The organism is Spirochaetota bacterium, assembly GCA_034190085.1.
Lineage (GTDB): Bacteria > Spirochaetota > UBA4802 > UBA4802 > JAFGDQ01 > JAXHTS01.
Genome location: JAXHTS010000071.1, coordinates 1 through 26,402, shown reverse-complemented (window position 1 = coordinate 26,402; position 26,402 = coordinate 1). Strand labels below are relative to the sequence as shown.

17 protein-coding genes are annotated in these 26,402 nt (G+C 37.6%); 9 read left to right on the top strand and 8 right to left on the bottom strand.

The features are described from left to right. Positions 1–25: 25 nt before the first annotated feature. Positions 26–1,660, bottom strand: a complete 1,635-nt coding sequence (gene hcp / locus SVZ03_13970; GenBank protein ID MDY6935316.1) for a hydroxylamine reductase — start codon at positions 1,658–1,660, stop codon at positions 26–28. Between the two features lie 172 nt (positions 1,661–1,832). Here hcp and SVZ03_13965 point away from each other — a divergent pair, with 172 nt between their 5' ends. Beyond that, positions 1,833–2,474, top strand: coding sequence for a Crp/Fnr family transcriptional regulator (locus SVZ03_13965; protein MDY6935315.1), 642 nt, complete (start codon positions 1,833–1,835; stop codon positions 2,472–2,474). A gap of 30 nt (positions 2,475–2,504) precedes the next feature. On the opposite strand, the gene SVZ03_13960 is transcribed toward SVZ03_13965, so the two are convergent. Next, positions 2,505–2,873: a hypothetical protein gene (locus SVZ03_13960; GenBank protein ID MDY6935314.1), complete on the bottom strand. Its 369-nt coding sequence runs from the start codon at positions 2,871–2,873 to the stop codon at positions 2,505–2,507. A 496-nt stretch (positions 2,874–3,369) separates the two neighbouring features. Here SVZ03_13960 and SVZ03_13955 point away from each other — a divergent pair, with 496 nt between their 5' ends. Further along, a complete protein-coding gene (locus SVZ03_13955; GenBank protein ID MDY6935313.1) occupies positions 3,370–4,668 on the top strand; it encodes an O-acetylhomoserine aminocarboxypropyltransferase/cysteine synthase family protein in 1,299 nt (432 codons plus the stop codon). Next, positions 4,668–6,422: a homoserine O-acetyltransferase gene (locus SVZ03_13950; GenBank protein ID MDY6935312.1), complete on the top strand. Its 1,755-nt coding sequence runs from the start codon at positions 4,668–4,670 to the stop codon at positions 6,420–6,422. Before SVZ03_13955 ends, SVZ03_13950 begins: the two co-directional genes overlap by 1 nt. 94 nt (positions 6,423–6,516) lie before the next feature. Here SVZ03_13950 and SVZ03_13945 read toward each other — a convergent pair whose 3' ends face one another. The 3 genes from SVZ03_13945 to SVZ03_13935 form a co-directional block, all read right to left on the bottom strand. Further along, positions 6,517–8,844, bottom strand: a complete 2,328-nt coding sequence (locus tag SVZ03_13945; GenBank protein MDY6935311.1) for a sodium-translocating pyrophosphatase — start codon at positions 8,842–8,844, stop codon at positions 6,517–6,519. 21 nt (positions 8,845–8,865) lie between these two features. Then, positions 8,866–10,983, bottom strand: coding sequence for a (Fe-S)-binding protein (locus SVZ03_13940; protein ID MDY6935310.1), 2,118 nt, complete (start codon positions 10,981–10,983; stop codon positions 8,866–8,868). Between the two features lie 87 nt (positions 10,984–11,070). Further along, the gene (locus tag SVZ03_13935) at positions 11,071–13,155 is read right to left on the bottom strand and encodes a (Fe-S)-binding protein (protein ID MDY6935309.1); all 2,085 of its coding nucleotides are present in this window, start codon (positions 13,153–13,155) and stop codon (positions 11,071–11,073) included. Positions 13,156–13,994: 839 nt separating this feature from the next. Between SVZ03_13935 and sucC the strand changes: the two genes are divergently transcribed. From sucC to SVZ03_13915, 4 genes are all read left to right on the top strand, one after another. After that, positions 13,995–15,185 (top strand): ADP-forming succinate--CoA ligase subunit beta, encoded by a 1,191-nt coding sequence (gene sucC / locus SVZ03_13930; protein MDY6935308.1) that lies wholly within the window; start codon positions 13,995–13,997, stop codon positions 15,183–15,185. After that, positions 15,185–16,057, top strand: a complete 873-nt coding sequence (gene sucD / locus SVZ03_13925; protein ID MDY6935307.1) for a succinate--CoA ligase subunit alpha — start codon at positions 15,185–15,187, stop codon at positions 16,055–16,057. Before sucC ends, sucD begins: the two co-directional genes overlap by 1 nt. A 513-nt stretch (positions 16,058–16,570) precedes the next feature. Next, entirely contained in the window at positions 16,571–19,324 is a 2,754-nt protein-coding gene (locus SVZ03_13920; protein MDY6935306.1) for an AAA family ATPase, read from the top strand. Positions 19,325–19,704: 380 nt separating this feature from the next. After that, positions 19,705–20,268 carry a hypothetical protein gene (locus tag SVZ03_13915; GenBank protein ID MDY6935305.1) on the top strand — a complete coding sequence of 188 codons (564 nt, stop codon included), beginning with the start codon at positions 19,705–19,707 and terminating at the stop codon, positions 20,266–20,268. A gap of 80 nt (positions 20,269–20,348) precedes the next feature. Here the strand turns inward: SVZ03_13915 and SVZ03_13910 are convergent, their stop codons facing one another. Further along, positions 20,349–22,133: a TonB-dependent receptor gene (locus SVZ03_13910; protein MDY6935304.1), complete on the bottom strand. Its 1,785-nt coding sequence runs from the start codon at positions 22,131–22,133 to the stop codon at positions 20,349–20,351. Positions 22,134–22,658: 525 nt separating this feature from the next. Between SVZ03_13910 and SVZ03_13905 the strand changes: the two genes are divergently transcribed. Continuing rightward, positions 22,659–23,660 carry a diacylglycerol kinase family protein gene (locus tag SVZ03_13905; GenBank protein ID MDY6935303.1) on the top strand — a complete coding sequence of 334 codons (1,002 nt, stop codon included), beginning with the start codon at positions 22,659–22,661 and terminating at the stop codon, positions 23,658–23,660. Positions 23,661–23,829: 169 nt separating this feature from the next. Here the strand turns inward: SVZ03_13905 and rpsI are convergent, their stop codons facing one another. Next, positions 23,830–24,210 carry a 30S ribosomal protein S9 gene (gene rpsI, locus SVZ03_13900; GenBank protein ID MDY6935302.1) on the bottom strand — a complete coding sequence of 127 codons (381 nt, stop codon included), beginning with the start codon at positions 24,208–24,210 and terminating at the stop codon, positions 23,830–23,832. 150 nt (positions 24,211–24,360) lie between these two features. Beyond that, on the bottom strand, positions 24,361–24,801 hold the full coding sequence (gene rplM, locus SVZ03_13895) for a 50S ribosomal protein L13 (GenBank protein MDY6935301.1): 441 nt from the start codon (positions 24,799–24,801) through the stop codon (positions 24,361–24,363). A 586-nt stretch (positions 24,802–25,387) separates the two neighbouring features. Between rplM and SVZ03_13890 the strand changes: the two genes are divergently transcribed. Further along, positions 25,388–26,402, top strand: a 1,015-nt coding sequence (locus SVZ03_13890) for a hypothetical protein (protein ID MDY6935300.1), incomplete at its 3' end; no start/stop codon positions are given.

Here is a 26,402-nt window from a genome sequence, read left to right as displayed (position 1 = left end):
GTAAACGGTTGTTTCTTTACCTATGTCACTTCCCTGCCATAATGCTGTTTATATCTGCTTTTACTCTGCCAATTGGTTTGATATCAAAATTTTCTATAAGCACCTTGACAACATTTGTCGATAAAAATGCTGGAAGGCTAGGCCCCAGGCGAATCCCCTTAATGCCAAGGTAAAGGAGCGCCAGGAGAACAGCAACAGCCTTCTGCTCATACCATGCGATGTCGTATGATATTGGAAGCTCATTTATGTCTTCCAGTTGGAATATTTCCTTCAATTTCAGGGCTACTACAGCAAGGGAGTAAGAATCATTGCACTGACCCGCATCCAGCACCCTAGGGATGCCATCTATTTCGCCAAGATTGAGTTTGTTGTATCTATACTTAGCGCAGCCTGCTGTTAGTATTACTGCATCCTCAGGAAGCCCTTGTGCAACTTCAGTAAAATAATCTCTCTCTTTATGACGCCCATCACAACCGGCCATAACAACAAAGCGCTTGATAGCGCCCGATTTAATGGCATCTATTACTTTATCTGCAAGCGTAATAATCTGATCGTGAGCAAATCCCCCTACTATCTTCCCAGACTCGATTTCCACAGGGGGACGACATTTTTTTGCCATCTCAATAATCTCCGAAAAATCCTTACTCCCTTCATCTGTTCTATCTGGTATATGCTTTATCCCCGGGTAGCCAACCACATCGGTTGTGAACACTCGATCCTTATAGGAGTCCCTTGGCGGCACTAGGCAGTTAGTTGTAAATAGAATTGGCCCATTGAAGGATTCAAACTCCTCCTTCTGCCTCCACCACGATCCCCCGTAGTTGCCGATGAGATTCTTATATCTTTTAAAGGCTGGATAATAATTCGCTGGTAGCATCTCGCCATGAGTATATACATCCACACCCGTCCCTTTGGTCTGTTCCAAAAGCTCTTCCAAGTCCTTCAGATCATGACCACTGATTAGTATCCCAGGATTATCTTTTACGCCAATATCCACCTCAGTTATTTCAGGATTGCCATAAGTCCGAGTGTTAGCTTCATCAAGCAATGTCATTGTCTCAACAGCAATTTTACCGGCTTTTAGCACAAGATTCACCATCTCTTCCTGTGTTAGATCTTTAGTAGTGGATGCTAGACCATCTATCTGAAAATCATAGATATCCTGATTGCGATAACCTAAAACCTCAGCGTGATGAGCATAAGCAGCGATTCCCTTTAATCCATAAATCAATAGTTCCCTGAGTGAGCGTACATCTTCATTCTCAGTAGAATGAATACCAACCTCTGCTGCCTTCCTGTGAAATTCAGCGAAATCGTCTGAAAACCAGAGCGCTGATTCATGCAAATCCCTTGGTAGAGCTTTTTCATATTCTTTTTTCAATATTTCCTTTATTTTTAGACCTTCTTGAATAAGTGAAATTATTCTATCACTATCAAAATTTACATTCGTAATAGTAGTAAAGAGGGCCTGAGAAATAAATAATCCTAACTTTGGGTCCTCTATACCCTGTTTCTTGGCTTCCTCTCCAAAGATTGATATTCCCTTTAAGACAAAGATCAGCAAATCCTGCAGATTGGCAGTTTCATCCGTTTTCCCACAGGCTCCTTTAACTGAACAGCCTCTATTCTTAGCTGTTTCCTGGCATTGATAACAAAACATGCTCATTTTAACCTCCTAAATATTAACTTAATCATTTGAATTTTTCTTATGCAATTTATACAACCTATCCGTCAAAGACTCATTGACCTATGTCAATTAGCATTAAAAAATCCTTATTGCAATTTCTAACCTAAAATAGTAACACTGTCATGTTATGGACATAGATGATCTTTTGAAAAAAACCGAATTCTTCAGAGATATCAGCCTTTCTGCCAGAGGAGAAATAGCCAAACAGGGCTCAATTATTTCAATCTCCCGTAATGAGATACTCTTCTTAGAAGAGGATGTCGGTTCTACCTTTTATATTCTTGCTGAAGGGAGTGTGAAGCTTTATAAAGCCGCGCCAGATGGGAGGGAAATAACCATTAGACTCGTGAAGCCTAATGAAGTATTCGCTGAAACGATACTCTTTGAAAATAATTGCTATCCTGTTAGCGCAGTGGCTGTTACAGATGCTTCTCTCTTTGCCATCCAGCGTTTTTCATTTTACGTCTTATTAGACCAATCTGACTTCCGTAATGAGTTTATTGCAATATTAATGAAGAGAATGCGCTATCTTACTAACAGAATCCTTTATCTAACCTCTTATGATGTTGAGGAACGCTTTTTTATGTTTCTTGTCGATCGTTACGGAAAAAAGGACTCCTATGATATTAAGCTGTCCAAAAAGGATATAGCCTCTGTAATAGGAACCATCCCTGAAACATTTTCCAGACTTATTCTTCGTTTAAAAAAGAGGGGAGTTCTGGAGTGGGAGGGCTCAACATTAAATATCCTGAATAGTTACTGGGAGGATCTCTATCTTGGTGAGTAGGCCCTAATGAATATTCAGATGAAGAGGAGATTATTTTACCGCTTTATCCCTGTATTTAATAACAGTTCCCCTTGCATTCCAAGTAAAGGAGTTGTAGATAATCCATATCCCGAAGTTTTCAACGTCAAAAGTATAATTAATAATATCATCCCCTCCCATCTCCTTTGCTTTCTCTTCAAGTATTTTAAAACCGTCACCACCCCATTGAAAAAGAAAGAGAATATTTCTTATTGTGCCTTTTTCTTCTACACTACCGATGATTTTGAAGTCATCAGTGGTTAGTTGATAATTTGTGCCTTTATTTAAAACAAAGGGCGATTTAATGTGATGATAGATACAACCTGTCATTATGGAGCAAATAGCAATGATCATGAATAAAACCATAATTTGCTTTTTCATATCTCTTACCTCCCCTTTCTATTATAATTGACCTCTTATTGAAGAGGTAAATATTTTAATGTCAAGCTATAATCAGACAAAGATGTAAAAATGGCTAATTGCATTCAACTCATTATCCTCTTTCTTGATAAAATTTGCTCGATTGTAGAAAGATTAGATGTAGAGGAAAATCTTACTGGTTGATATTATCATTGACATATTTTGGTGATATGGATAATTTGCCACTATTTTAATTACATTGATGGTATTTCGAGATGGGGTATACAAATAATATTATTATTTTGATATAATTACGTTGTTATTTCATTTAGTACTTTTCATTATCACCATCATATCCCAATATAAACATTCTAAAAGAGAGATGAATGTACTATTTTCTTCAACCCAGTGAACTAAGAGAATCTACATTTCAAGACTTATATCATTGTTCAATGGATAATTGTTAACTATTGGCAGACTCTCAGGGATAAGGAAAAAAATATAGAAGGAAAATATCATGCATCAAAAGGATTATGGAATTGAAACAAAGGCTATTCATGCTGGTCAAAAGCCTGATCCATCAACACGTTCGCGGGCAGTTCCGATATACCAGACAACAAGCTTTGTTTTTGAGGATAGTCAGGATGCTGCTGATTTGTTTAGTATGCAAAAGTTCGGGAATATCTATACACGATTGATGAATCCCACAACCGAAGTATGGGAATCAAGAATTTCAGTAATTGAAGGAGGAACTGCCGCTCTTGGAACCTCAAGTGGTATGGCTGCAATATTTCTTGCTATTCATACCATTGCAAGATGCGGGGATCATATCGTATCTTCAGCATCATTATATGGTGGCACTGAAACCTGCTTTAGGTATACATTGCCAAGAATTGGTATTGAAACAACATTTCTTAATGAGCCTACTCCTGAGGAGGTAGAGAAGGCAATATGTGATAATACCAAAGCTGTGTTTCTTGAAACCATTGGAAATCCAAGCGGTGATGTGGCAGATATAGAGGGTGTAGCTGAGGTAGCGCATAGTTATGGGATTCCTGTCATCATAGATAATACATTTGCTCCTATACTCTGCAAGCCTATTCAACATGGAGCAGATATTGTTATTCATTCATGCACAAAATGGATAGGAGGACATGGCACCTCAATTGGAGGGATAATTATAGATGGAGGTAAATTTGACTGGGGTAATGGAAGGTTTCCTGAGTTTACTGAGCTTGATGAAAGCTATGAGGGACTCTCATATTGGAATAGGTTTTCAGATTATCCAGATATGGGCAACATTGCTTTTATCATTAAGGCGCGAGTGCAGGGGATGCGTAATATCGGGATGTGTCCCAGTCCATTTAATTCTTTCCTGTTTCTACAGGGATTGGAGACGCTTCCCTTGCGTATCACAAAGCACTGTAAGAATGCGATGGAATTGGCCCAATTTTTAAAATCCAATGATAGAGTAGAATGGGTAAACTATACGGGTTTACCTGAGCATCCGGCGTATAATAAGGCAAAGAAGTACCTAAAGGGAGGATTTGGATCGGTTTTAGGCTTCGGTATAAAGGGTGGGATTGAGGCTGCGGTAAAATTTATTGATTCAGTTAAGCTTGCAAGCCATTTGGCAAATGTGGGCGATGCTAAGACCTTGGTATTGCATCCCGCTTCAACGAGTCATCAACAGATGAGTGTGGAAGCCCAGTGGGCTGCTGGTGTGACCCCTGAATTAATCAGGGTATCTGTAGGGATTGAGTCTATTAGAGACATTATAAATGATTTCAAGCAGGCGCTTGAGAAGATAAAATAATGAACAAAAGATCTATTGGAATCGTTCACACAGAGATTATGGGTATTCCTCTTCCAGATGGGGATTTTAAACTCGAGAGGGGAGGTACGCTCTCCAGGGTGGAGGTTGCCTTTGAGCGATATGGAAAATTATCTGAAAAGGGTGATAATGTCATTCTGGTATGTCATGCCCTATCAGGGGATGCTCATGCTGCTGGTTATCATACCAATGATGAAAAGAGTGTGGGTTGGTGGGATAATATGATCGGACCTGGCAAAGGAATTGATACTGAGAGGTTTCATGTTATCTGTTCAAATATTTTGGGCGGATGCAAGGGTACAACTGGTCCATCATCCATAAATCCAGCGACAGGAGAGATTTATGCTACGAACTTTCCTGAAATCACGATTGGGGATATGGTTGAACTCCAAAAGAAGTTGCTTGATTTACTTAGTATAAGGAGGCTCTATGGAGTGATAGGGGGGTCAGCAGGAGGTCTTCAGGTTCTCGAGTGGTGTGTGCGCTATCCAGACTTTATTGAAAAGGCTGTATGCATAGCCGCTACTGAGAGCCTATCAGCCCAGGCTCTCTCTTTTGATATTGTTGCTCGCAATATTATCATGGCTGATCCCTTATGGAATGATGGTTATTATTATGGTAGAGATATTCCAAATAAGGGATTATCACTTGCACGTATGATTGGTCATATAACCTATCTTTCCAAGGAATCAATGGATGTAAAGTTCGGTAGAGAGAGGCGTGAAGATAGAGAAAGGAGTCCCTTTAATACGGATTTTCAGGTTGAAAGTTATCTAGACTATCAGGGTAGAAGTTTTGTAGAACGTTTTGATGCAAATTCCTTCCTCTATATTACTGCGGCCATGGACTCCTTCTCCCTTACAGAAAGGGGTGGGTCGCTTGATGAGGTATTCAGAAAATTGGAGTCTAAATTTTTTATCATTTCTGTCTCCTCAGACTGGCTTTATCCAGCAGAGCAATCAAAGGAGTTGGCTGAAAACCTGCTTATATCTGGTAAAGATGTGACCTATTGTAATTTGGCATCTCAATTTGGGCACGATTCATTTCTGATTAGTAATAGTGATCTAAATAGCTTAATATATTCCTTTTTTGAGGATCCTTATTCTAGTAATAAGAAAGATCAAATTTTTGATGAAGCTCATATCAAGGATTTTGAGATCATTGCACGAATGATAAAGCCTTCAAGCAAGCTTCTTGATTTAGGTTGTGGAGATGGATCATTTCTACAAAAGATGCTAATAAGGGATAGTGTATCAGTGCATGGCATTGATATAGATGTTAAGAATATAATCGAATGCAACAGAAAGGGTGTGTCAGTATTTCAGGTTGACCTTGATGAAGGTCTTGGCATGATCCCTGATAATTTTTATGATTACGCGATCCTATCCCGTACACTTCAGGAGGTACATAAGCCGCATCTTGTATTAACAGAAATGCTCAGGGTGGCAAGGATGGGTATTGTCTCATTTATCAATTTTGCCAACTGGAAGCAGAGAGTTGTCTTATCGATCAAGGGATGTCTGCCTCTTTCTCAAAAAATGACAAATAAGTGGTATAACACTCCTAATATTCATTTTCTTTCATTGAATGATTTCAAGGATTTTTGCATGGAGAATGATATTTCAATTCTTGAAGTTGTTTCTATACCCAATGGGATAACAAGTCATATCTTTACATATCTTAAAAGATACAATATAGGGGCTGATCGGGTTATTGTGAAGATAACTAAGAAGTGATTAGACGAGTAAATTACATTGTATCTAATTTACTCCTTTCCCTATCAAGACTAAGGAAAGGAGTAAATTAAAATATAGATAGTACAAGCTATATTCAGAAGCCCAGTATCTTACCTATTTCAGGTGAGAATTTGATCACGACACCAGCAAATACAACTGAGACCATGGTCATTAGTTTGATAAGGATATTTAGTGAAGGACCTGAAGTGTCTTTGAATGGATCGCCAACTGTATCCCCAACAACTCCTGCCTTATGAGCCTCTGAGCCTTTGCCGCCATAGTGTCCTTTTTCGATATATTTTTTGCCATTGTCCCAGGCTCCTCCAGCATTATTTAGCATACATGCCAGAGAGAAACCAGCGGTCAAACCACCAGCTAGAAGACCCATAACACCGGAAACACCAAGAAATAAACCTGTAAGAACAGGTGCTATAATCGCCAAAAGGGATGGTACAATCATTTCTTTCTGAGCTCCGGCTGTAGAGATGGCTACGCACTGGGCATAATCAGGTTTCTCTGTTTTATCAAGAATGCCGGGCTTTTCCCTGAATTGCCTTCTTACTTCCTCGATCATTGATCCAGCGGCCCTACCAACAGCCTTCATGGTCATAGCACTGAATACAAATGCCATCATGGCGCCAAGAAATAGTCCACAAAGTACCTTCGGATTCATGAGTGTAATATCATATGCCCTAACAAAGTCAGCCATTTTAGCGCTATGAGCGATTACATCATTTGGCCCAAGGGTGACGCCATCAGGCAATATATTATAGAACTTAATCGTACCCACCTGGAAAAACTCGCTTCCAGCCAGTTTCCCAAGCCAGAGTTTCACCTCTTCAAGATAGGCTGAGAGCAGTGCCATGGCTGTTAACGCTGCGGAACCGATAGCGAATCCCTTTCCTGTTGCAGCGGTTGTATTGCCAAGCATATCTAGGGCATCTGTACGTTCTCTTACTTTTGGATCCAATCCACTCATCTCTGCATTGCCGCCGGCATTGTCTGCGATGGGACCATATGCATCCGTTGCCAGTGTAATCCCTAACGTTGAGAGCATCCCCACTGCAGCAAATCCAATACCATAAAGACCTTGTGAAATATTTGTGAATCCTCCGGATAAACCAAAAGCAACTAGAATACCAATTACTATTGTAATAACAGGTATCCCGGTTGAATACATTCCAGTTGCAATACCTTCAATAATTGTTGTAGCGGATCCCATCCTGGCTTGATCTGCTATCCCCTGTGTTGGTTTATATTCATCTGAGGTATAGTACTCTGTTGATTGACCAATAATAAGTCCAGCAATGAGTCCGGCAATAACAGCGCCAAATATTCCCCAGTTTATTAGTCCTATTTGCACCATTACAGCTAATGCTATAAGTATAAGAACTGAACTGCCCCATACACCCAGATTCAAAGACTTGAGTAGATTCTTCATTGATGCCTCTTCTTTCGTCTTGACAGCGAAAATGCCGAGGATTGAAAAGATAATACCGAGACCTGCGACGATCATGGGTGCGATCACAGCCTTTAATCCACCATAACCGGATGAAATTGGTAATGCCGCACCAAGAGCAGCGGTTGCAAGAATTGAACCACAGTATGATTCATAGAGGTCAGCACCCATACCCGCAACATCGCCAACATTATCGCCAACATTATCAGCTATAGTAGCAGGATTTCTGGGATCATCCTCTGGAATTCCTGCCTCAACCTTGCCAACAAGGTCAGCTCCTACATCAGCAGCCTTTGTAAATATGCCGCCTCCGACCCTTGCAAAGAGTGCCTGGGTTGATGCACCCATTCCAAAGGTAATCATAGTAGTAGTGATCTCAACAAGCTTTGCATGCTTAAAATCAGGAGAAGCAATCAGACCTTCATTATATACTCCACCTGCAATGCCAACCTTTTCAATTAGAGATTGACTGAGCCCCCAGACATTATTGTCATATAGATAATTGAGAACCAGATACCAGATAGAAATATCGATGAGACCGAATCCAACTACAACCAAGCCCATCACAGCGCCAGATCTGAAAGCCACCCTCAATCCTCTATTCAGCGATTGAGAAGCTCCATAGGCTGTCCTGGATGAGGCATTTGTAGCTGTTCTCATCCCAAGATAGCCGCATAGTCCAGAAAAAAAGCCGCCTGTTAGAAAAGCAACAGGCACAAATGGATTTTGAACACCCAAAAAGGCCAAAAGCGATAGGATTATAAGAAGAACGATAAATACAATCGTTACAACCTTATACTGCCTTATAAGATAAGCCAAAGCCCCCTCTCTTACATGACCCGCAATCTCTATCATTGTCTCGTTGCCTTCATCCGCCTTCATCATGTTCTTGTAGAAGAACCATGCAAAAAGGAGGGCAACAAGTGAACCTATTGGTGCAATGTAGAATAAATTAACTTCCATATATCAATACTCCTTATTATTTTATTTTTCCATTAAGTTATATACAAGTTCCACTATATCACAGGTTTCCATATTCTGAATATCAAGCTCAGTAATACCATCAGTTATCTTTGTCAAGCAGAATGGACAAGCTGTCCCTATTTTCGTAGCACCTGTATCATGTGCATCTTTTGTTCTGAATTGATTAATCCTGCTTCCCAAATTTTCATCAAGCCACATGAGTCCACCTCCTGCACCACAGCAAAAACTTGTCTTATGATGCCAGTTCATCTCAATGAACTCGGTGCCAGGTATTGCCCTGATAATATCCCTTGGGTAATTATATATCTTATTATATCTTCCGAGAAAGCAGGAATCGTGATATGTAATCTTTCCGATTAGGGCATTAGTTATTTTGATCTGTCCCTTACGTAATAGATCAGCAATAATCTCTGTATGATGATAGACCTCATAATTGCACTCCAAGGGATTATTATATGAATCAACGCCAACCTTGGCAAATTCTGGATATTCTTTTTTTAGGATGTTGTATCCATGAGGACATGTGGTAATGATCTTTTTTACTCCATAGTTATTAAAGGTTTCAAGATTCTGCGCTGCAAGTGTATGGAATAGATATTCATTCCCTGTTCTCATAGCAGAATCCCCACAGCATGCTTCTTCAGACCCAAGAATGCCAATTTTGTAACCAGCCATCTTCAATGTTTTCACCAACGCAGAGGCTACCTTCTGGTTCCTCTTATCATAAGATGCTGAGCATCCAACAAAATATAGAAAGTCAACATCCGGATCCTTGGAAAGGGCTTTAATACCCAGTTCTTCAGTAATCCAGTCACCCCTTGATGCAAATGAAATTCCAAAGGGATTGGAATTTTCTTCTATATTATTAAAGGCTGTCTGAAGTTCTCTTGAAATCTTTCTCTCTTTGAGAACCAGATGCCGTCTCATGTCTGTTATCTTATTCATATGTTCAATCTGAACTGGACAGACCTCCTGACATGCAGCACAATTTGTACAGGACCAAATCACATCTTCTAAAACAGAGCCACCTATTAGAGCTTGTGATTCAACTTTTGTCGGATCTTCTGCTGTTATCAGTTTTGGTATTCTAATATCCATGTTATTCTTAATATCATTTATCATATTTTTTGGTGATAATGGTTTCTCGGTTATGTAAGCAGGACACCTGTCCTGACATCTGCCGCATCTCATACATGCGTCACAATCCATAAGCTGCTTCCAGGTAAACTCCTCTACCCTGGAAACGCCAATGGTATCATCATCCTCAACCTTTGCAGGGTGGATAATATGGAAAGTGTATTTAGTGTCTGGATTTTCAGTATTTAAATTTTGATAATATACATTTAGGGAAGAAATTAGTATGTGTCCCAATTTCCCAGATGCCAATAATCCGATGAATCCAAAAGCCGATATTGTGTGAATCCACCAGTTAATATAATGAGCTACTTCAATTGTCGGTGTGTCTGAAAATGAAAAGGCAAGGGAAAGTATATAACCGCAGGGAGACCAAACTTCAAATTCAGGGAAGCCGCTAATTGCTATCCTCATGGCTTCACTAAAGAAACCCGTAATAACTATGAGTAAAATGAGGATCAGGGTAAATGTATCAATTGGCTTTGTGTCTAGCCGATTGGGTTTTAATATATATCTTCTCCTGAATGCCATTACAATACCAGTAATGATAATCAAGCCGAAGAAATCTCCTATAAGTGACCATATTAAATATATGTTACCGTAGATGAATTTTGTATTGAAAAGCAGATCCGTGAAATAATGTTGAAGACCAATAAGTGACATTACAATGAACAATCCCAAAAAACCAAAAAAGATACATCCATGCATTGTGCCTGCATATGCCTCCCTGAAGGTCTTAACTTGAAGGAAAACATATTTAAATATAGCGACAATCCTCTTTTCGGGAAAATCAGTCCTTAACTCATCATTTCCTTTTCTCCATATTCTCACCCTTTTAATGAGAGTAAAAGAAAGATAGATAATAGCAACGATGAGGTATAAGTATATACCCCATCTCATAAAACCATTTGTGCCGCCAATGTTGAAAAAAAATTCTCGGGATATGTCAGTAGGAGGAATATCATAGAATTCAGGAATGTTCATTTATTGATATTCTTCCCCCTTTATAAGTTAAATTTATATATTGGCTTATATTATTTAATCTTATCTTTGTATTCACAACCAGCAATTCTAGGCAAGAGCTTTGTCTACAAGCTCTAGTATATCGTAAGCAGAGTATGTATTCTCATCGAGTCCGATCTCCACTATTCCATCTGAAAGCATTGTCATACAGAATGGGCAAGCCGTTGCTACTACGTTAGCCCCTGAATTTTTGAAATCTTCGGTTCGGTATTGATTAATCCTTTTCCCAATTTTTTCTTCTATCCACATCCTGCTTCCGCCAGCCCCGCAACATATGCTCTTATTATGATTTTTACTCATCTCTACTAATTCTATACCGGGTATAGCTTGTAATATCTTTCTTGGCGCTAAATATATTTCGTTATATCTACCGAGGAAGCATGAATCATGATAAGCGACCTTTTCGTTTACTGGATTGGTTAAGGTTAATTTGCCCTCCTCTATGAGATTGGCCAGTAAATCTATATGATGATATACCTCATAGTTACCCCCATACTTGGGATATTCATTCTTGATAACATTAAATCCGTGTGGGCATGTTGTTATAATTTTTTTAACGTTGTATGAATTCAATGTCTCTATATTCTGTGTAACTAAAGTCTGGAAGAGATACTCATTCCCGGCTCTCAATGCTGAATCACCGCAGCATGCTTCTTCAGAACCTAAAATCCCCACCTTCAATCCAGCCTTTTTCAGTATTTTCACAAGTAGCCTTGCAATATCCTGATTCCTTTTATCGTATGAAGCAGCGCAACCCACAAAGTATAGATAATCAACTTCTGAATCTTCGGAGAGTGTTTTTAGTCCTAGGTCTTCAGTAACCCAATCAGCCCTAGCAGCAAAGGCGAATCCGTAGGGATTGTAGTTGTTTTCCATATTTGTAAAGGTGGTCTGTAATTCTGTGGCCATTTTCCCCTCTGTCAGAACCTGATATCTCCTTATATCAATAATTTTCTGTACATGCTCAATGAAAACCGGGCAATGTTCCTGACAATTCATACAATTTGTGCATGCCCAGATGGCCTCTTCTTCCAATATGCCATCCACTAATGGCTTTTCTAAATATTCTTTGGCCTCATCCGTTTCCCTCTCTTTTTCATCTTCAATAAGCATCAATCCTCGTTTTAATAGATTAAGCTTTAGATCATGAATAAGCTCTTTTGGGCTTAGGGGTTTATCTGTTAGATATGCGGGACAGTTCTCCTGGCATCTTCCGCATTCAGTGCATGCATAAAGATCAAGCATCTGCTTCCATGTAAAATCTTCAATTCTATAGGCTCCGAATGTTTCAGCCTCTTCATCGTCTATGTCGAGTTGAGCGAGTTCTCCAACTGGTTTTGATGATTTAAAGAATACATTAGGAATAGCGCCCAGAAGATGTAGATGCTTTGAGTAAGGAATATAAACTAAAAAACCTAATATTATAATGATATGTATCCACCAGAATACGTCTCTAATAGATTCGGCTGTTGTATGGCTAGCCCCAGAGAATAAATATGAAAACAATGAGGATATAGGCATGAATAGATCGAGCCTTAGTCCCGCAATCTGTATCATATTAAATCTGTCAATTGCGCTGAAATTATCTTCTGCAAGTTTCTCAGAGAGCTCAGCTCCGTTAATACCGAAGAGTGTAAGAATAATTAGTGATATTAATATGATTATTACTGTTGCATCAACCTTCGCATGTGGATCCTTTGCCTCCAGTCTTACAGGTTTAAGCATATATCTTCGTACAAGCCCTATCATTAAGGCAATGAGAACGATGAAACAGATTATATCTATAATTAGATAAAGTATCTCTCCAATAATAGGAGTTCCGATTAGTTCTTCTGCTATTTTGTCGTATTTGAAATCTCTAAAGAAACCCTGAGCAAAAAGTTCCAACGCGCCGATTTGAATTACAACAAAACCCCAAAATATAAAGAAATGTCCCCAACCGGATATCTCTTTAACTACACGCCTTTGGCCAAGCACAAATATTACTACATTCATTATCCTTTGGGCAATGTTGTCAAATCTATCCTCTGGTTGACCAAGGCGCAGCACCCATAAGAGTTGAGTAACCCTGTATCCAAACCAACCTACAGATATAAAAATTAATAGTAGTAGAATAAAACTTGAAGTACTCATGGTATAACTCCTTAAATTCTTAGCGAGATAGGCGACTCTGTCGAGAAAGTTGTTTGAGATTCAAGGGTCTTACTATAATCAAATATGTACGGTCAACTTACTCCTTTGAACTCATAATTCTCATTTGAATCCCTTCATCATGCTCTTTTGGATTAAGCTAGCAACAATCAAAATAAGTCTTGAATCATTGTCTCAAAATAATATTATTTGTGTAATGAATGAGAAAATATCTTTATTGAAATGATTGACACTAATAAACATTTCAATATTCGATACCTTGAAAGAGTAGATATATTATTATAATTATAAAAAAATAATAACTTGAATTACGAATTATTTTACCAACATGAATTGTTAATGTTGAATCTGTCAATAAAAATTAATATTTCTGTATTTGCTATTGATTGATGAAATGTCGTTCTGGGAATGGATAAAGTTGGGTTCCCTTTTTTGCTAATAATTATATCATTTTCTCTTGACATTTGGAATTTCCGATTTATCTTCGCTCCGAATTTTATATATAACCATAGAGTTAATAATTTAACAATAGTCAGGCATCTTAAAAGCGGTTTACAGGTTACTTGAAATGGGGAAATTTTACTGAAGAGACCTGTGCTTAATGCTTCTGTAAATTCTAATACTAAATTTATAAATAGGATTATTTTTGATTTGAGTTTCCGATAAGGGGTTAGTGTATTATAAAAATAGTAAGTGAAGGATGTTTTATTATTAAATTAGTGGATTTAGATTGATCTAAGTTGACAGGAAGATGAGCGTGAAGCTGAAATTCCAGATTAAATTATAGAAGTTGTAGGATCAGTCTAGTTATAAATATTGAGATAAGAAGAGAGGAGGATATGAATATTCACGAATATCAAGCAAAGGAAATTTTAAGAGACTATAATGTCCCTACTCCAAGAGGGCATGTGGCGTTTACACCTGAAGAGGCTGTTGAGAATGCAAAAAAGCTTGGTGGTAAGGTGTGGGTCGTAAAAGCTCAGATTCACGCTGGTGGCAGAGGTAAAGCCGGTGGTGTGAAACTTGCAAAGAGCATTAATGAGGTTAAGGAGTTCGCTAATGAAATATTAGGGAAGACGCTTATAACCCATCAGACCGGTCCGGAGGGTAAAGAAGTAAAGAAGATTTATATTGAAGAGGGTGCAAATATTCAAGCTGAGTACTATCTTGGGATGGTCCTGGATAGGTCCAAGGAGATGCATGTAATTATGGCTTCTTCTGAAGGTGGTGTGGAGATTGAAGAGGTTGCATCAAAAACTCCTGAAAAAATTGTACAGGCTGCCATTGATCCGTCCACAGGATTTCTTGGTTATCATGGAAGAAAATTAGCAAAGGGTTTGGGGCTTTCGAAGGATGAGACAAAGGAATTCATCAGATTTGCAAAGGCCTTGTATAAGGCCTATATGAATAAAGATGCGAATATGGTGGAGATCAATCCGCTAATAAAAACTGATGAAGGAAAATTTCTCGCTTTAGATGCAAAGATGGGATTTGATGATAATGCCTTGGACAGGAATAAGGACATTGAAGAGTTAAGGGATTTGGATGAAGAGGAACCCAGTGAAACTGAAGCTGGCAAGCACAATTTAAGTTATGTAAAACTTGATGGCAATGTAGGTTGTATGGTTAATGGAGCGGGCTTAGCCATGTCAACTATGGATATAATAAAGTTTTATGGCGGAGAACCTGCTAATTTCCTTGATGTCGGAGGCACAGCTAGCCCGGAAACAGTGGCAAAGGGGTTTGAGATTATATTAGCAGACCAAAATGTTAAGGCAATATTTGTAAACATATTCGGCGGAATTGTTCGATGCGATAGGGTAGCAAATGGAATTATAGAAGCAACAAAAATGACAAAGGTTGAGGTGCCTATTGTTGTCAGGTTAGATGGCACAAATTGTGATGTTGCCAAAGAGATTTTAGAGAATAGTGACATTGAAAATATTATTGCAGCTGGCGATTTAGCTGATGGGGCTAAAAAGGCTGTTGATGCGGTGAAGGAGGTGAAGTAATGGGAATATTAGTAAACAGAGATAGTAAGGTTATTGTACAGGGATTTACTGGAAAGGAAGGGACATTTCATGCACAACAATGTATAGACTATGGGACAAACGTTGTTGGTGGTGTGACTCCTGGAAAGGGAGGGCAGACTCATCTTGAACGGCCTGTGTTTGATAGTGTTGAAGAGGCTGTGCTTCAAACAGGCGCTAATGTTTCTCTAATCTTTGTTCCCCCATTCTTTGCCGCAGAGGCAATTATGGAAGCTGCTGATGCTGGGATTGAATTGATTGTATGCATTACTGAAGGAATTCCTGTAAAAGATATGGTAATGGCAAAACCTTATGCAACGAAAAGGGGCGCAAGAATAATCGGACCAAATTGTCCTGGAATACTCACCTCTGACGAAGCTAAGGTAGGCATTATTCCTGGTTTTATTTTTAAGAAGGGTAATGTAGGGCTAATCAGCAAATCCGGCACACTTACCTATGAGGCGGTTAACCAGGTTGTTAAATCAGGCCTTGGAATTACAACAGCTATCGGAATAGGTGGTGACCCTATTATTGGGTTAGGTTTTATTGAACTGTTTTCTTTCTTTCAAGAGGATCCGGCAACAGAAGCTGTTGTAATGATTGGCGAGATCGGCGGCACTCTAGAAATCGAGGCAGCTGATTTTATACAAAAGAATATATCAATGCCTGTTGTAGCCTTCATAGCAGGTCAAACAGCTCCAAAGGGGAAGAGGATGGGACATGCCGGAGCCATAATATCAGGAGGCAAGGGTACTGCTGCAGAAAAGATGGAAGCTCTTCGAGATGCTGGAATAACAGTTGTGGATAATGCCGCAGAGATTGGGGTTACTGCTGCAGCTTTACTAAAGAAATAAGCTGTTCCATTTATAGATTAGTCAACTACTACCACCTTTAGTTTGTAGTAGTTGACTAATAATAAAAAAAATATTATAGATTATTCCATACATTTGTTACTTCCATACATTTTATTACTCCTTGAAACCAATATTCACTATCTTATTTTATAGAGCTTATGCTTAGCTGATTTAGTTTTAGGTAGTATTCTGATGGTGTCTCTATTCATTCACTAGGTAAAGTAATATTGATAAATATATTCTATTGACTTGTTGATGCTGATATGTTAGTTTTTCGTTCAACGCTGTTTTTGTTGCACTTTGAATTTGATTTTGAGTAATTGTTTTAATAAATGATTGATAAAGATATAGTATTTTTGCCAAGTAAAGTTGTTTCATCACTGAATAACTTTTCTTTTAGTTACATCGATGTGGCAATTGGTGTTAGATTTGTAGTGCCAAGTCAATAATATTATGTCGCTTATTCGCAGCGCATTCATTGACGTAAAATTATAATTTATCTAGGTTGTTTACATGTTTCTAAAATCTTTAGAGATGTTCGGATTTAAATCCTTTGCCGATAAGGTGCGAATTGTTTTCGAGCCAGGGATTACTGTAATTGTAGGCCCCAATGGATGCGGAAAATCTAACACCATGGATGGTGTAAGATGGGTTCTTGGGGAGAAGCAGGCTAGGAGTATACGCGGAGAAAAGATGGAGGATGTAATATTCAGCGGTACTGAACAGAGAAAGCCTGTTTCATTGGCTGAGATTTCTATCACATTAGATAATTCAAGTAGATTGCTGGATATTGCTTCCGATTCAGTAACAGTTAGTCGACGTGTATTCCGTGATGGAGAATCGGAGTATTATATAAATAAATCGCAAGTCAGATTAAAGGAGATAGAAACACTCTTCCTAGATACAGGAATTGGTAAATCCGCTTATTCTGTAATGGAGCAGGGCAAGATTGATTTAATTCTATCCAATAAGCCAGAGGATCGCAGGTTCCTTTTTGAAGAAGCTGCAGGAATTTCTCGGTTTAAGTTTCAGAAGAAGGAATCGCTAAAGAAATTAAATGATACAGAGAGCAATCTCGAAAGGATTAATGACATTATTAAGGAAATTGAAAGAGAGAGGGATTTAAAGGCTAAACAAGCGGAAAAATTGAATACTTACCTTTCATTGAAAGAAGGCATAAAGGATAATGACATCAAATTGCATATTCATAAATATATACTTTTAAGTAAAAAAAAGATAAAATTGCAAAGCGGGATTGAAAGGCTTCGACAGGAGCGGGAGAGTATTTCAGCGAAGGTGTCATTGATTTCTGCTGAGAATGAGAGGGATGAGAAGCTTAAAAATGATATTCAATTGCAACTATTTGAGTTGGATAAGGAACTCCATACATATCGTATAAAGGTAGAGGATATTATTAACAAAACAGAGAAGAATTATAGACTAATAAAAGAGCAACATAATCGAAGGGATAGTATAAAAAAGAAGACAGACGAACGGATTAAAAATCTTTATAGATTAAGAGAAGAGAGGGGTGAAACAGAGAATGCTGGCAGGGAGTTAGCGAATAGGCTTAAAACTGATAACTGTAAGTTGGATGAACTCTTGGGAATACAAAAGTTGAAGTTGGATTCAATACAGAAGTCAAGGAATAACATTGAAGAGAATAAGGGTAGAATAGAGTCCGAGGAGCTGGGGCTAAAAGGGTTAAGGGATAACCTTGAGGAGGTGATAAAGAGGCTCATTGATGCTATTGAAAAACGAAAGGCGGAGCTTATGCTTTCTGAAGTGAAAAGACAGGAGGTAAGGGGTCGAATAAATGATAGATTGAATAATATTGATAGTAAAATTCAAGATGCTTTAATCAACCTGCCGGCAGGCAGGGTGGAGGTGGCTCTTGAGGATTTGAGTCATATTGATATAGAATCACTAAAGGTTGATATATTGAAGTTTGAGAGATATGAGGATGGCTTTAGGTCTATTCTCTTTGATAAAACTGGTATCCATGCAAAAAAAGAAGATTTAGATAGAAACATCAGAGATAAGATGTCTTTGATTGATAATTTACGCTCTGAGATAGATGCCTTGGAATTGTATATCCAAAGAGAACAAAATGAACTTGAGAATGTGAATAGGGGAATTTCTAGATTGGAGAAGGAGTTGTCAATAAATGAAAATGAGAAGAATTGGATTGAGAAACATCTTAAGTCACTTGACATGCAGATAATTGATATTGAAAAACAGATAGAGAATTTTATGGATGATATATCCCAATCTGAAAATATCGCAGAAAAGTTGGCTGGTGAGATTAAGGAATGGGAGTCTCTTTTATTCGAATTCAATAAGAAGAGTGAGTCACTCAAAAAGAACATGCACGAGAATACTGCCAAGAGAGAGGAGATAAACATAGTAACACAAAAGAGGGCGGATGCCTATAGGAGGGATATTGAATATCAGAAGCAGGTGGTTGAAAAAATTAGCGAAAGGGAAAAAAACCTTATTGAAATCGATTTTCGGATTAAATCTATTGAGGAATATTTATGGACAGAGTATGAAAAAAAGACTTCAGATTTACCTGAACCAAGTGACATTGAGAAGACGGATTACGATCATTTTCAAGCTACTATTCAGGAACTTAAAAAGAGGGTGCAGGAACTGGGCCCAATAAATAATCTTGCTGTTGAAGAATATAATAATCTGAAAGAGAGGTTTAATTATTATCAAGGTCAAAAAGAGGATATTGAAAAGGCCAGAGATGGTATACTATCCGTTATAAGAGATTTAGTTGACACTTCTGTTCAGATGATAGAGCAAACCTTTGAAGAGATCAGGAAGAATTTTACTATTGTTTTTAAACAACTTTTCGAGGGTGGGGATGCCACAATAGAATTGACGGATAGAAGCAACATACTTGAGAGTGGAATAGACATAATGGCACGCCCACCAGGGAAGAGGCTTAAGAATATAAATCTTTTATCCGGTGGCGAGAGGGCGTTAACGGCAATAGCTCTTCTCTTTGCAACATATATGGTGAGGCCTTCTCCCTTTTATTTTCTTGATGAGATTGATGCTCCATTGGATGAAGAGAATATTGGCAGGTTTATTAAGTTGCTTAAAAAATTTGCAAAGAGAACGCAGTTTATTATTATTACTCATAATAAAAAGACCATTAGTATTGGTGAGTCAATCTACGGCGTAACAATGGAAGAACCCGGGGTGTCCAGAATTATCTCTATGAAAATGGATAAGATCGCAAAGGACGCAGTATAATAATGACTGTATGATTGATAATCGAGAGGGTTGAATAAAATTATGTCTCTTGTAAATAATTGATTGACAAAACTGTATATTTCTGTATGTTAAAAAAAAATTGGTGTTTCTTAAGCATGTAAATGAGACGGTAGACAATTTTATTTATTAATTTGGGGATATCTATAGTTTTACCATATTTTGCATGTTAATATTTTTATATTGCATTTATAGATAGCTTGATAATGTGATTTTGCATATTAACAAGGGATTCTTATATTCTGTTCTTACAAGAGCTTGAGTCTCCTTTGTGCAGGTGTTCATTAAAATGGATAGCTTAAAATTGAGATGGGATAATTTTTTTCATTATTTTAAAAATTTACGCAATGGATGGTGTCTAGATGAAGGTATCTGTAGATGGGATCATTAGCACTGCCAAGAGGATGAATAGTAAGATACAGACGGATGAACAATCTGTCGGGAAAAAGGGTAAGGAGTTAAAGTCAGACTCTATAGAGATTAGAAAAAAGATAAATTCCAGGCTTATTTTAATGCAGGATGAGTTGAAGGCAATCCAATCATCACTCACGCGCAATCAGATCATAAAGGATGGCATCTTTCAGCTAAAGGAGGACAGGGCTGAAGGATTCGACAATCAGAATGGTATTCTAAATGGTGTAAGGTTTGAAGATGAAAAGGTTTTGTATAAATTTGTAGAGGATAGCGATTTGGAAGGCGATCTAAATCTAAAGATAAATGAAATAGATGATCTAATAGATTTAGATATTTCCAAACTAAAGAGGTTGCAGATAGAGGTGGAGAATATACTTGCCTCAAATTTAGCTGATTCAGAGGTTGAGGCTATTAGAAGGAATATTGAAACTGCCCTTTCTGAAATAGATTACAGCTCCATTTCCAGCATATCGAACCTTAGCGGTGATACAGTGATGAGTTTAATCAAATGAGTTATATCAATAGGATAATGTGGATTAGTACCTTTAGAATATGAGGTTTCTGTTATTTAATATTATTACATTAAGTTGATTCAGAATTCATATTGTAGTCCAGCGATCCATGTTCTAGGCGATTCTGGATAACCATAGTATAATATATACTCTTCATCAAAAATGTTTTTTACCTCAGCAAAGGCCTTAAGGTTATTTAGTTTGAGGTCAGTCCTGCATGTAGTAAGATAATAACCAGCAACTGATTTACTATTGCTAATATTGCTGTATTGCTTTGAGATATAGGAGCTTGTAATGGCAATTGATACAATATTAAAGGGCTGTATTATAGATTTTATTTTTACTTCATGCCTCGATTTTCCAGGCAGGTTATTATTGGTACTATCATCTTTTGCTCTAAGATAGATATAACATAGATTAAGACAAAAGGTTTGTGCAGGTCTCCAGTCTATGGAGGTGTCAACTCCATTCAGTATAGCCTTGTCTACGTTTTCATATTTTAAAAATCTTTGCCCACCATCATAAAAAGAGTTTAAAACAATAATTTTATATACAATATTATAAAATGGAGCTATATTTACAGTTATGGATTCTATTTGATGGGAGAATAGGGTTATACTATTGTTTATTGCCCTTTCCTTATTAAGATCCGGATTTGGCATGGTTACAGTTGTTTGATTATATCTCTGTTTAAAGGTTGGAGAATTATCTGTCATGTTGAATCCAACAATGATACCATTCTTCTCCCTTCCATACCTAAGTTGAATCTCAGGATTGATAGCATTTGGGAATCTGGAATAATAGATGCCCCTTACCCCTGAATATAAAGATAGAGGAAAATCCTTGAACTGATAATCATATGTTGCAAAAATCCAGGATTTCCTATCTATATGCATCTCTTCTTCCTCTCCATCTGGTAGACCTTTCGTTACATCAACCTCTGCATACTGAATGCCAGTACCCATGCTCAGTTTACCAAGTTCATTAATGGCGAACTGTGAAGTAATTTCTTGATCAAAAGTTATTGGATGCAACCTTACTTCAATTGGAACATCGGGATTTTTGTTCTTTTCCACAACATCAATAATACATGTTCTGCTCTTTATCTTTTTAATTTTTGAAATCAAAGTGCCTGAATTGGTTTCATAATACTTACGGTATTCAGGTGTAGGTTGTCCAACAACCCCAGCCAGACCTCTTTTCTCATTATAATAATCAAATGAAGGAGAAAATTTAATATCCTTTTGCAATTCATAGGATAGCTTAATCCCTGCTCTCTTTTTTTCTCTATCATCATTTGTACGAAAGCCATCTGTACGGTGATATCCAACTGAAACGCCTGCGATAAAGTTATTGATATTTGTCTGTAAATCCGTACTGTAACACTGAGTACATAGATTTCCACCATAGGATTCAATATTCCCACTCCATTTTTTTGTCTTTTTTGTAGTGATCAATATAACCCCACCGCTGGAGTCTCCACCATACTCAACACTACCCCCGCCTTTGTAAATCTCAACCCTTTCCACGTTGTTTATAGAGACTTGACTCCACTTAACATCATCAGAGACTGGATCATTTATGGAGCGACCATCAAGAAGTACCTTCACCTTCTTTGAGCCGCGTATCGATACAGTGGATACATCTGCAACAATGCCTGGAACCTGATTTAATAGATCATAAAAGTTCCGTACATTCATCTTCTTTATCTCATCAGCAGTGATAAAAGTTCGTCCAGACCCTTCATCCGCAATCCCAATTGCTGTTATGAGGAATATGTTAATTGATGATAGTGCGATCTTTTTCATTATGATAAGGAGATCTTTTAACATTGTATGTTTTGAATATAATTTTTTTCTGTTCATAGTTAATTAATAAGACTCCTTGGTCGACATGTAATTATAATACTGTATTTCACTTATAACTAATTTATGATTAAATGAGGATTAAATTAAACAGACCGGAGAGGATGCAAATTCGTCAGTATTTGTCTATTCTTTATACTATACAGTTCTAATCATCATGAGCATGTTTTCTGATACAGGTTTTTGTGTCAACCTACAATTAGTTTTTTGTAGGCTAAAGAAATATCTTTCTTCAATTGAATTCTATATTATAATTTATTCCCAGGATAGCCCTTAGCTATTCTATGACCTATTAATGTATTTCTTATTATCTTGATCTATTCATCTATAAAGCATTATACCTATAACAGGAGTGATTTTTTATATCTTTTTGCATTATGATAATTATTAGAAAATAATATAAGTAATTCAAAGATTTAATATTTCAGTTTGACAGAATCATAACAATTCTATTATTATCCCTATTTATAATTTTTTATCGCTTCATGGAGGTCAAATATTAAAACTTTTGCGGTTATATTAAATATGAATGCACGCAAGGTTAATGACAGCGTTCTGGAACTCTTTCATAGGCATGTGGATGTGGATGATATTTATGTAACACATACAATTGAGCAGTCAGACCAGTGCTTGGATGAGATTATAGAGAAGGGATACTCCCTTATTCTGTGCGGCGGAGGGGATGGAACAGCAATGCGTATAATTGAACAGATACACTTAAAGGTTGAAGCGTGTAACAAAGCTGGGGGAGATTATGAGATGCCAAAGTTTGGCATCTTAAAACTCGGGACAGGCAATGCATGGGCCGGTTTATTGGGTGTGCCTAAGGGTGTTAAACCAATCTGGAAGATACAACCCTTAGCTTTCGAGGAGCTAACTTATGAAACATTTAACATGATAGAGGCAGAGGGAAGAATGTTCCATTTCGGTGGTTTTGGTATAGATGCTTTGATCCTCAATGACTATCTTAAACTAAAGAATCGTTTTACCAAAGGCATTTTATGGAAGATTAGCAACACTTTAGCTGGTTACTTCGCAGCAACACTTTTCAAATCAATTCCACATATTTTGTTTAAGGGATTTAAACTCAATGTTCGAATAATCAATGATTCAAATTCGCCTGTTTATTCTGCGAGCTATTCCAAAGGGATAAGGGAAATCCCTTTGAAAAGAGGAGACGTTATTTACCAGGGGTCAGTGGATACAGTTATTTTCGGAACTACCAGTGATTTTGGATATAAGTTGAAGGTAATGCCTTTTGCCAGGGCTAAATCCGGTTATATGAACTTACGAATAACCAATGTAAATGCGCTTAAAATGCTTTCACAATTAAGGTCTATATGGCTTGGGAAATGGGAACATAGAAAGCTTTATGACTTTTTAGTAAGGGATATAATAATAGAAATAGAACAGAGCGCCCCATTTCAATTAGGAGGTGATCCAGAGGGTTATCGCAACAATTTACATATCAAGATATCCGATTTCACACCCTGTGTTCTTGATTTCAATGGATTGTCGAAAGATTAATTTTGATGATCTCTACAATGGTTGAGCTTTTTCTTAATCTTATAAATATTTATAAAGGCTTCAACCGCTTGAATTTCGTTTTAGGTTTAGGGATTCGGTTATATAAAAAAAGAGGATAATCCAACAGATGGAAAAACCTCTCTTTTAATCTAAATATTTGAAAAGAATCTCAACGTTTTGAGAATTGAAAGCTTTTCCTGGCTTTCTTCCTTCCGTATTTTTTCCTCTCTACCATTCTGGAGTCTCGTGTAAGAAAACCTGCATCTCGGAGTATTTTTCTGTTCTTCTCCTCTGCTTGAACGAGACATCTTGCTATTCCAAGCTTAACAGCGCCTGCTTGACCAGACCACCCACCTCCAACTACACTTGATATGATATCGTAAGATTCAACCTTCCCAAGTGTCTCAAGGGGTTGCCTGACTATTAATCCAAGGGTTTGTCGTCTAAAATATTTTGATACCGGCTTTTTATTGATAATAATTTCCCCTGATCCAGGTTTTAGCCATACTCTCGCAACAGCTGATTTTCTTCTTCCAGTTGCATAATACATTTTCTCAGTCACTTCATTAACTCCTAATAGGATTTTTAAATCGTCTTGTCTATAGGTAAAGGATAAATTTCTTATCGGCTCTACCATCATTAAAGTTCTAGGGTCTATCCCTTCTTTTCATAGGCCCTGTATATTGGACAATTATTAGTATTATAAATTAATCTCTTCAGGTTTTTGAGCTTCATGAGGATGATCCGATCCCTTGTAAACCTTAAGATTTTTGAATATGCTTCGCCCTATTCTATTTTTAGGTAACATGCCCTTTACTGCGTGCTCAATAGCAAACTCTGGTTGTTCATTCATTATCTTTTTTATATTAACAAATTTTTCTCCACCAGGATAACCAGAATGCCTGAAGTAAGATTTATCTTCAGATTTGCTTCCTGTTAAAATTACCTTTTCAGCATTTATTACTATAATATTGTCACCCGTATCTAGGTGGGGTGTAAATAAGGGTTTATGCTTTCCCCTAAGTACTCTCGCTATTTCAGTAGCAAGCCTACCCAAGACCTTTCCTTCAGCATTTACAAGATACCACTTCTTTTCAATTTGACTAGCTTTTAATGAAAATGTTGTTTGTATATTACTCATTTTACTTTCCTAATTCAATAAAAATACTGTGCATACTGCTAACAATGTATTGCATACTTCAATGAACCTAAATAAACTATTCACCTCAGTAAATTATGGATACATATGGATAAGAATCATCATATTTTCAGTGAGTGAAAATGTTAACATCTTTTTAGTTTGTTCACTCTTATTTTAATGTTGCCTTTTTGTCAAATAAAAAACTATTCTCAATTTTTACATCATTCTCCCTAATTATTGAAATCCCTATTATTTAGTAATCTTATATTTCTCGTAATTTTATTCTCGATATTTACAATTATAGGGATGGAGTAAAATCGGTTTATTCAGTACATTTGATTATTATTATGATCAAAATGATACTAAAGTTTTTAATCAATGTCGAGTATTTTCCATTTCGATTGGGAGACTCATCCAATCAGTTTCTTGAATACGCCACAAAACTGATAATCTCATTTTAATTGGATATTATGATTTTTCCATTCTAACTGAATTCTACTTTTATTATTTAGTCATCTATTTTACATTGACATTCTACACTCCTCATCGTACATAATTGAATATCTCTTATTTTATGGAGAAAAAAATGTTAATAAATATTATTAAAAGAATTATATCTCCTCCTCGAAATTATTTAATATTAACCTTATACGAATTATTTCCTGATTCCTTTCGCTCTGGAAAGAAAAGAATCCAAGGATGGCTTGGTGCATCTGTAATATCCCTGCTTATTTTGTCAATTCCACAAATTAGCTGTAAAGGATTTGATACCAAAGGGGATCAGCCAGCTACTAAAAAAAGTGGCGATATTAGTAAAACAAGACTAAAAGCAAAGGATGAAGTACAAAAGTATGGATGTGTGAATGGGGATTGTGATAATGGTTATGGGACATATATTTATCCAGATAAGAGCGAATATACTGGTCAATGGAAGGATGGCAAGAGACATGGACAGGGGGTGATGACCTGGGCTAGTGGAGATAAGAAGGGTGATAAATATACGGGAGAATGGACGGATGATATAATTGAAGGGGAGGGCACCTACACCTACGCGGATGGAAGCACCTATACCGGTAATTGGAAGGGTGGCAAGCGTGATGGTGTTGGAACCTTGACTTGGGCTACAGGGGATAGGAAGGGTGAGAGATATGTAGGCCAATGGAAAGATGGCAAGATGGATGGGGAGGGTACCTACACCTATGCGGATGGAAGCACCTATACCGGTAATTGGAAGGATGGCAAGCGTGACGGCGTTGGAACCATGACCTGGGCTACAGGGGATAGGAAGGGTGAGAAGTATGCAGGCCAATGGAAGGATGGTAGGATGGATGGAGAGGGAACTTATACCTATGCGGATGGAAGCACCTATACCGGTAATTGGAAGGACGGCAAGCGTGACGGCATTGGAACCATGAGTTGGGCTACAGGGGTTAGAAAGGGTGAGAAGTATGCAGGCCAATGGAAGGATGGCAAGATGGATGGGGAGGGCACCTACACCTATGCGGATGGAAGCACCTATACCGGTAATTGGAAGGATGGCAAGCGAGATGGTGTTGGAACCATGAGTTGGGCTACAGGGGCTCGGAAGGGTGAGAAGTATG

Excerpts from the sequence above, each read along its gene's own strand:
- SVZ03_13915 (MDY6935305.1), top strand. The coding sequence starts at position 19,705 with ATGAAGGTATCTGTAGATGGGATCATTAGCACTGCCAAGAGGATGAAT.
- rpsI (MDY6935302.1), bottom strand. The coding sequence starts at position 24,210 with ATGTATTATGCAACTGGAAGAAGAAAATCAGCTGTTGCGAGAGTATGG.
- SVZ03_13920 (MDY6935306.1), top strand. The coding sequence starts at position 16,571 with ATGTTTCTAAAATCTTTAGAGATGTTCGGATTTAAATCCTTTGCCGAT.
- SVZ03_13945 (MDY6935311.1), bottom strand. The coding sequence starts at position 8,844 with ATGGAAGTTAATTTATTCTACATTGCACCAATAGGTTCACTTGTTGCC.
- SVZ03_13905 (MDY6935303.1), top strand. The coding sequence starts at position 22,659 with ATGAATGCACGCAAGGTTAATGACAGCGTTCTGGAACTCTTTCATAGG.
- SVZ03_13955 (MDY6935313.1), top strand. The coding sequence starts at position 3,370 with ATGCATCAAAAGGATTATGGAATTGAAACAAAGGCTATTCATGCTGGT.
- SVZ03_13950 (MDY6935312.1), top strand. The coding sequence starts at position 4,668 with ATGAACAAAAGATCTATTGGAATCGTTCACACAGAGATTATGGGTATT.
- SVZ03_13935 (MDY6935309.1), bottom strand. The coding sequence starts at position 13,155 with ATGAGTACTTCAAGTTTTATTCTACTACTATTAATTTTTATATCTGTA.
- SVZ03_13940 (MDY6935310.1), bottom strand. The coding sequence starts at position 10,983 with ATGAACATTCCTGAATTCTATGATATTCCTCCTACTGACATATCCCGA.
- hcp (MDY6935316.1), bottom strand. The coding sequence starts at position 1,660 with ATGTTTTGTTATCAATGCCAGGAAACAGCTAAGAATAGAGGCTGTTCA.
- rplM (MDY6935301.1), bottom strand. The coding sequence starts at position 24,801 with ATGAGTAATATACAAACAACATTTTCATTAAAAGCTAGTCAAATTGAA.
- sucD (MDY6935307.1), top strand. The coding sequence starts at position 15,185 with ATGGGAATATTAGTAAACAGAGATAGTAAGGTTATTGTACAGGGATTT.
- SVZ03_13910 (MDY6935304.1), bottom strand. The coding sequence starts at position 22,133 with ATGAACAGAAAAAAATTATATTCAAAACATACAATGTTAAAAGATCTC.
- SVZ03_13960 (MDY6935314.1), bottom strand. The coding sequence starts at position 2,873 with ATGAAAAAGCAAATTATGGTTTTATTCATGATCATTGCTATTTGCTCC.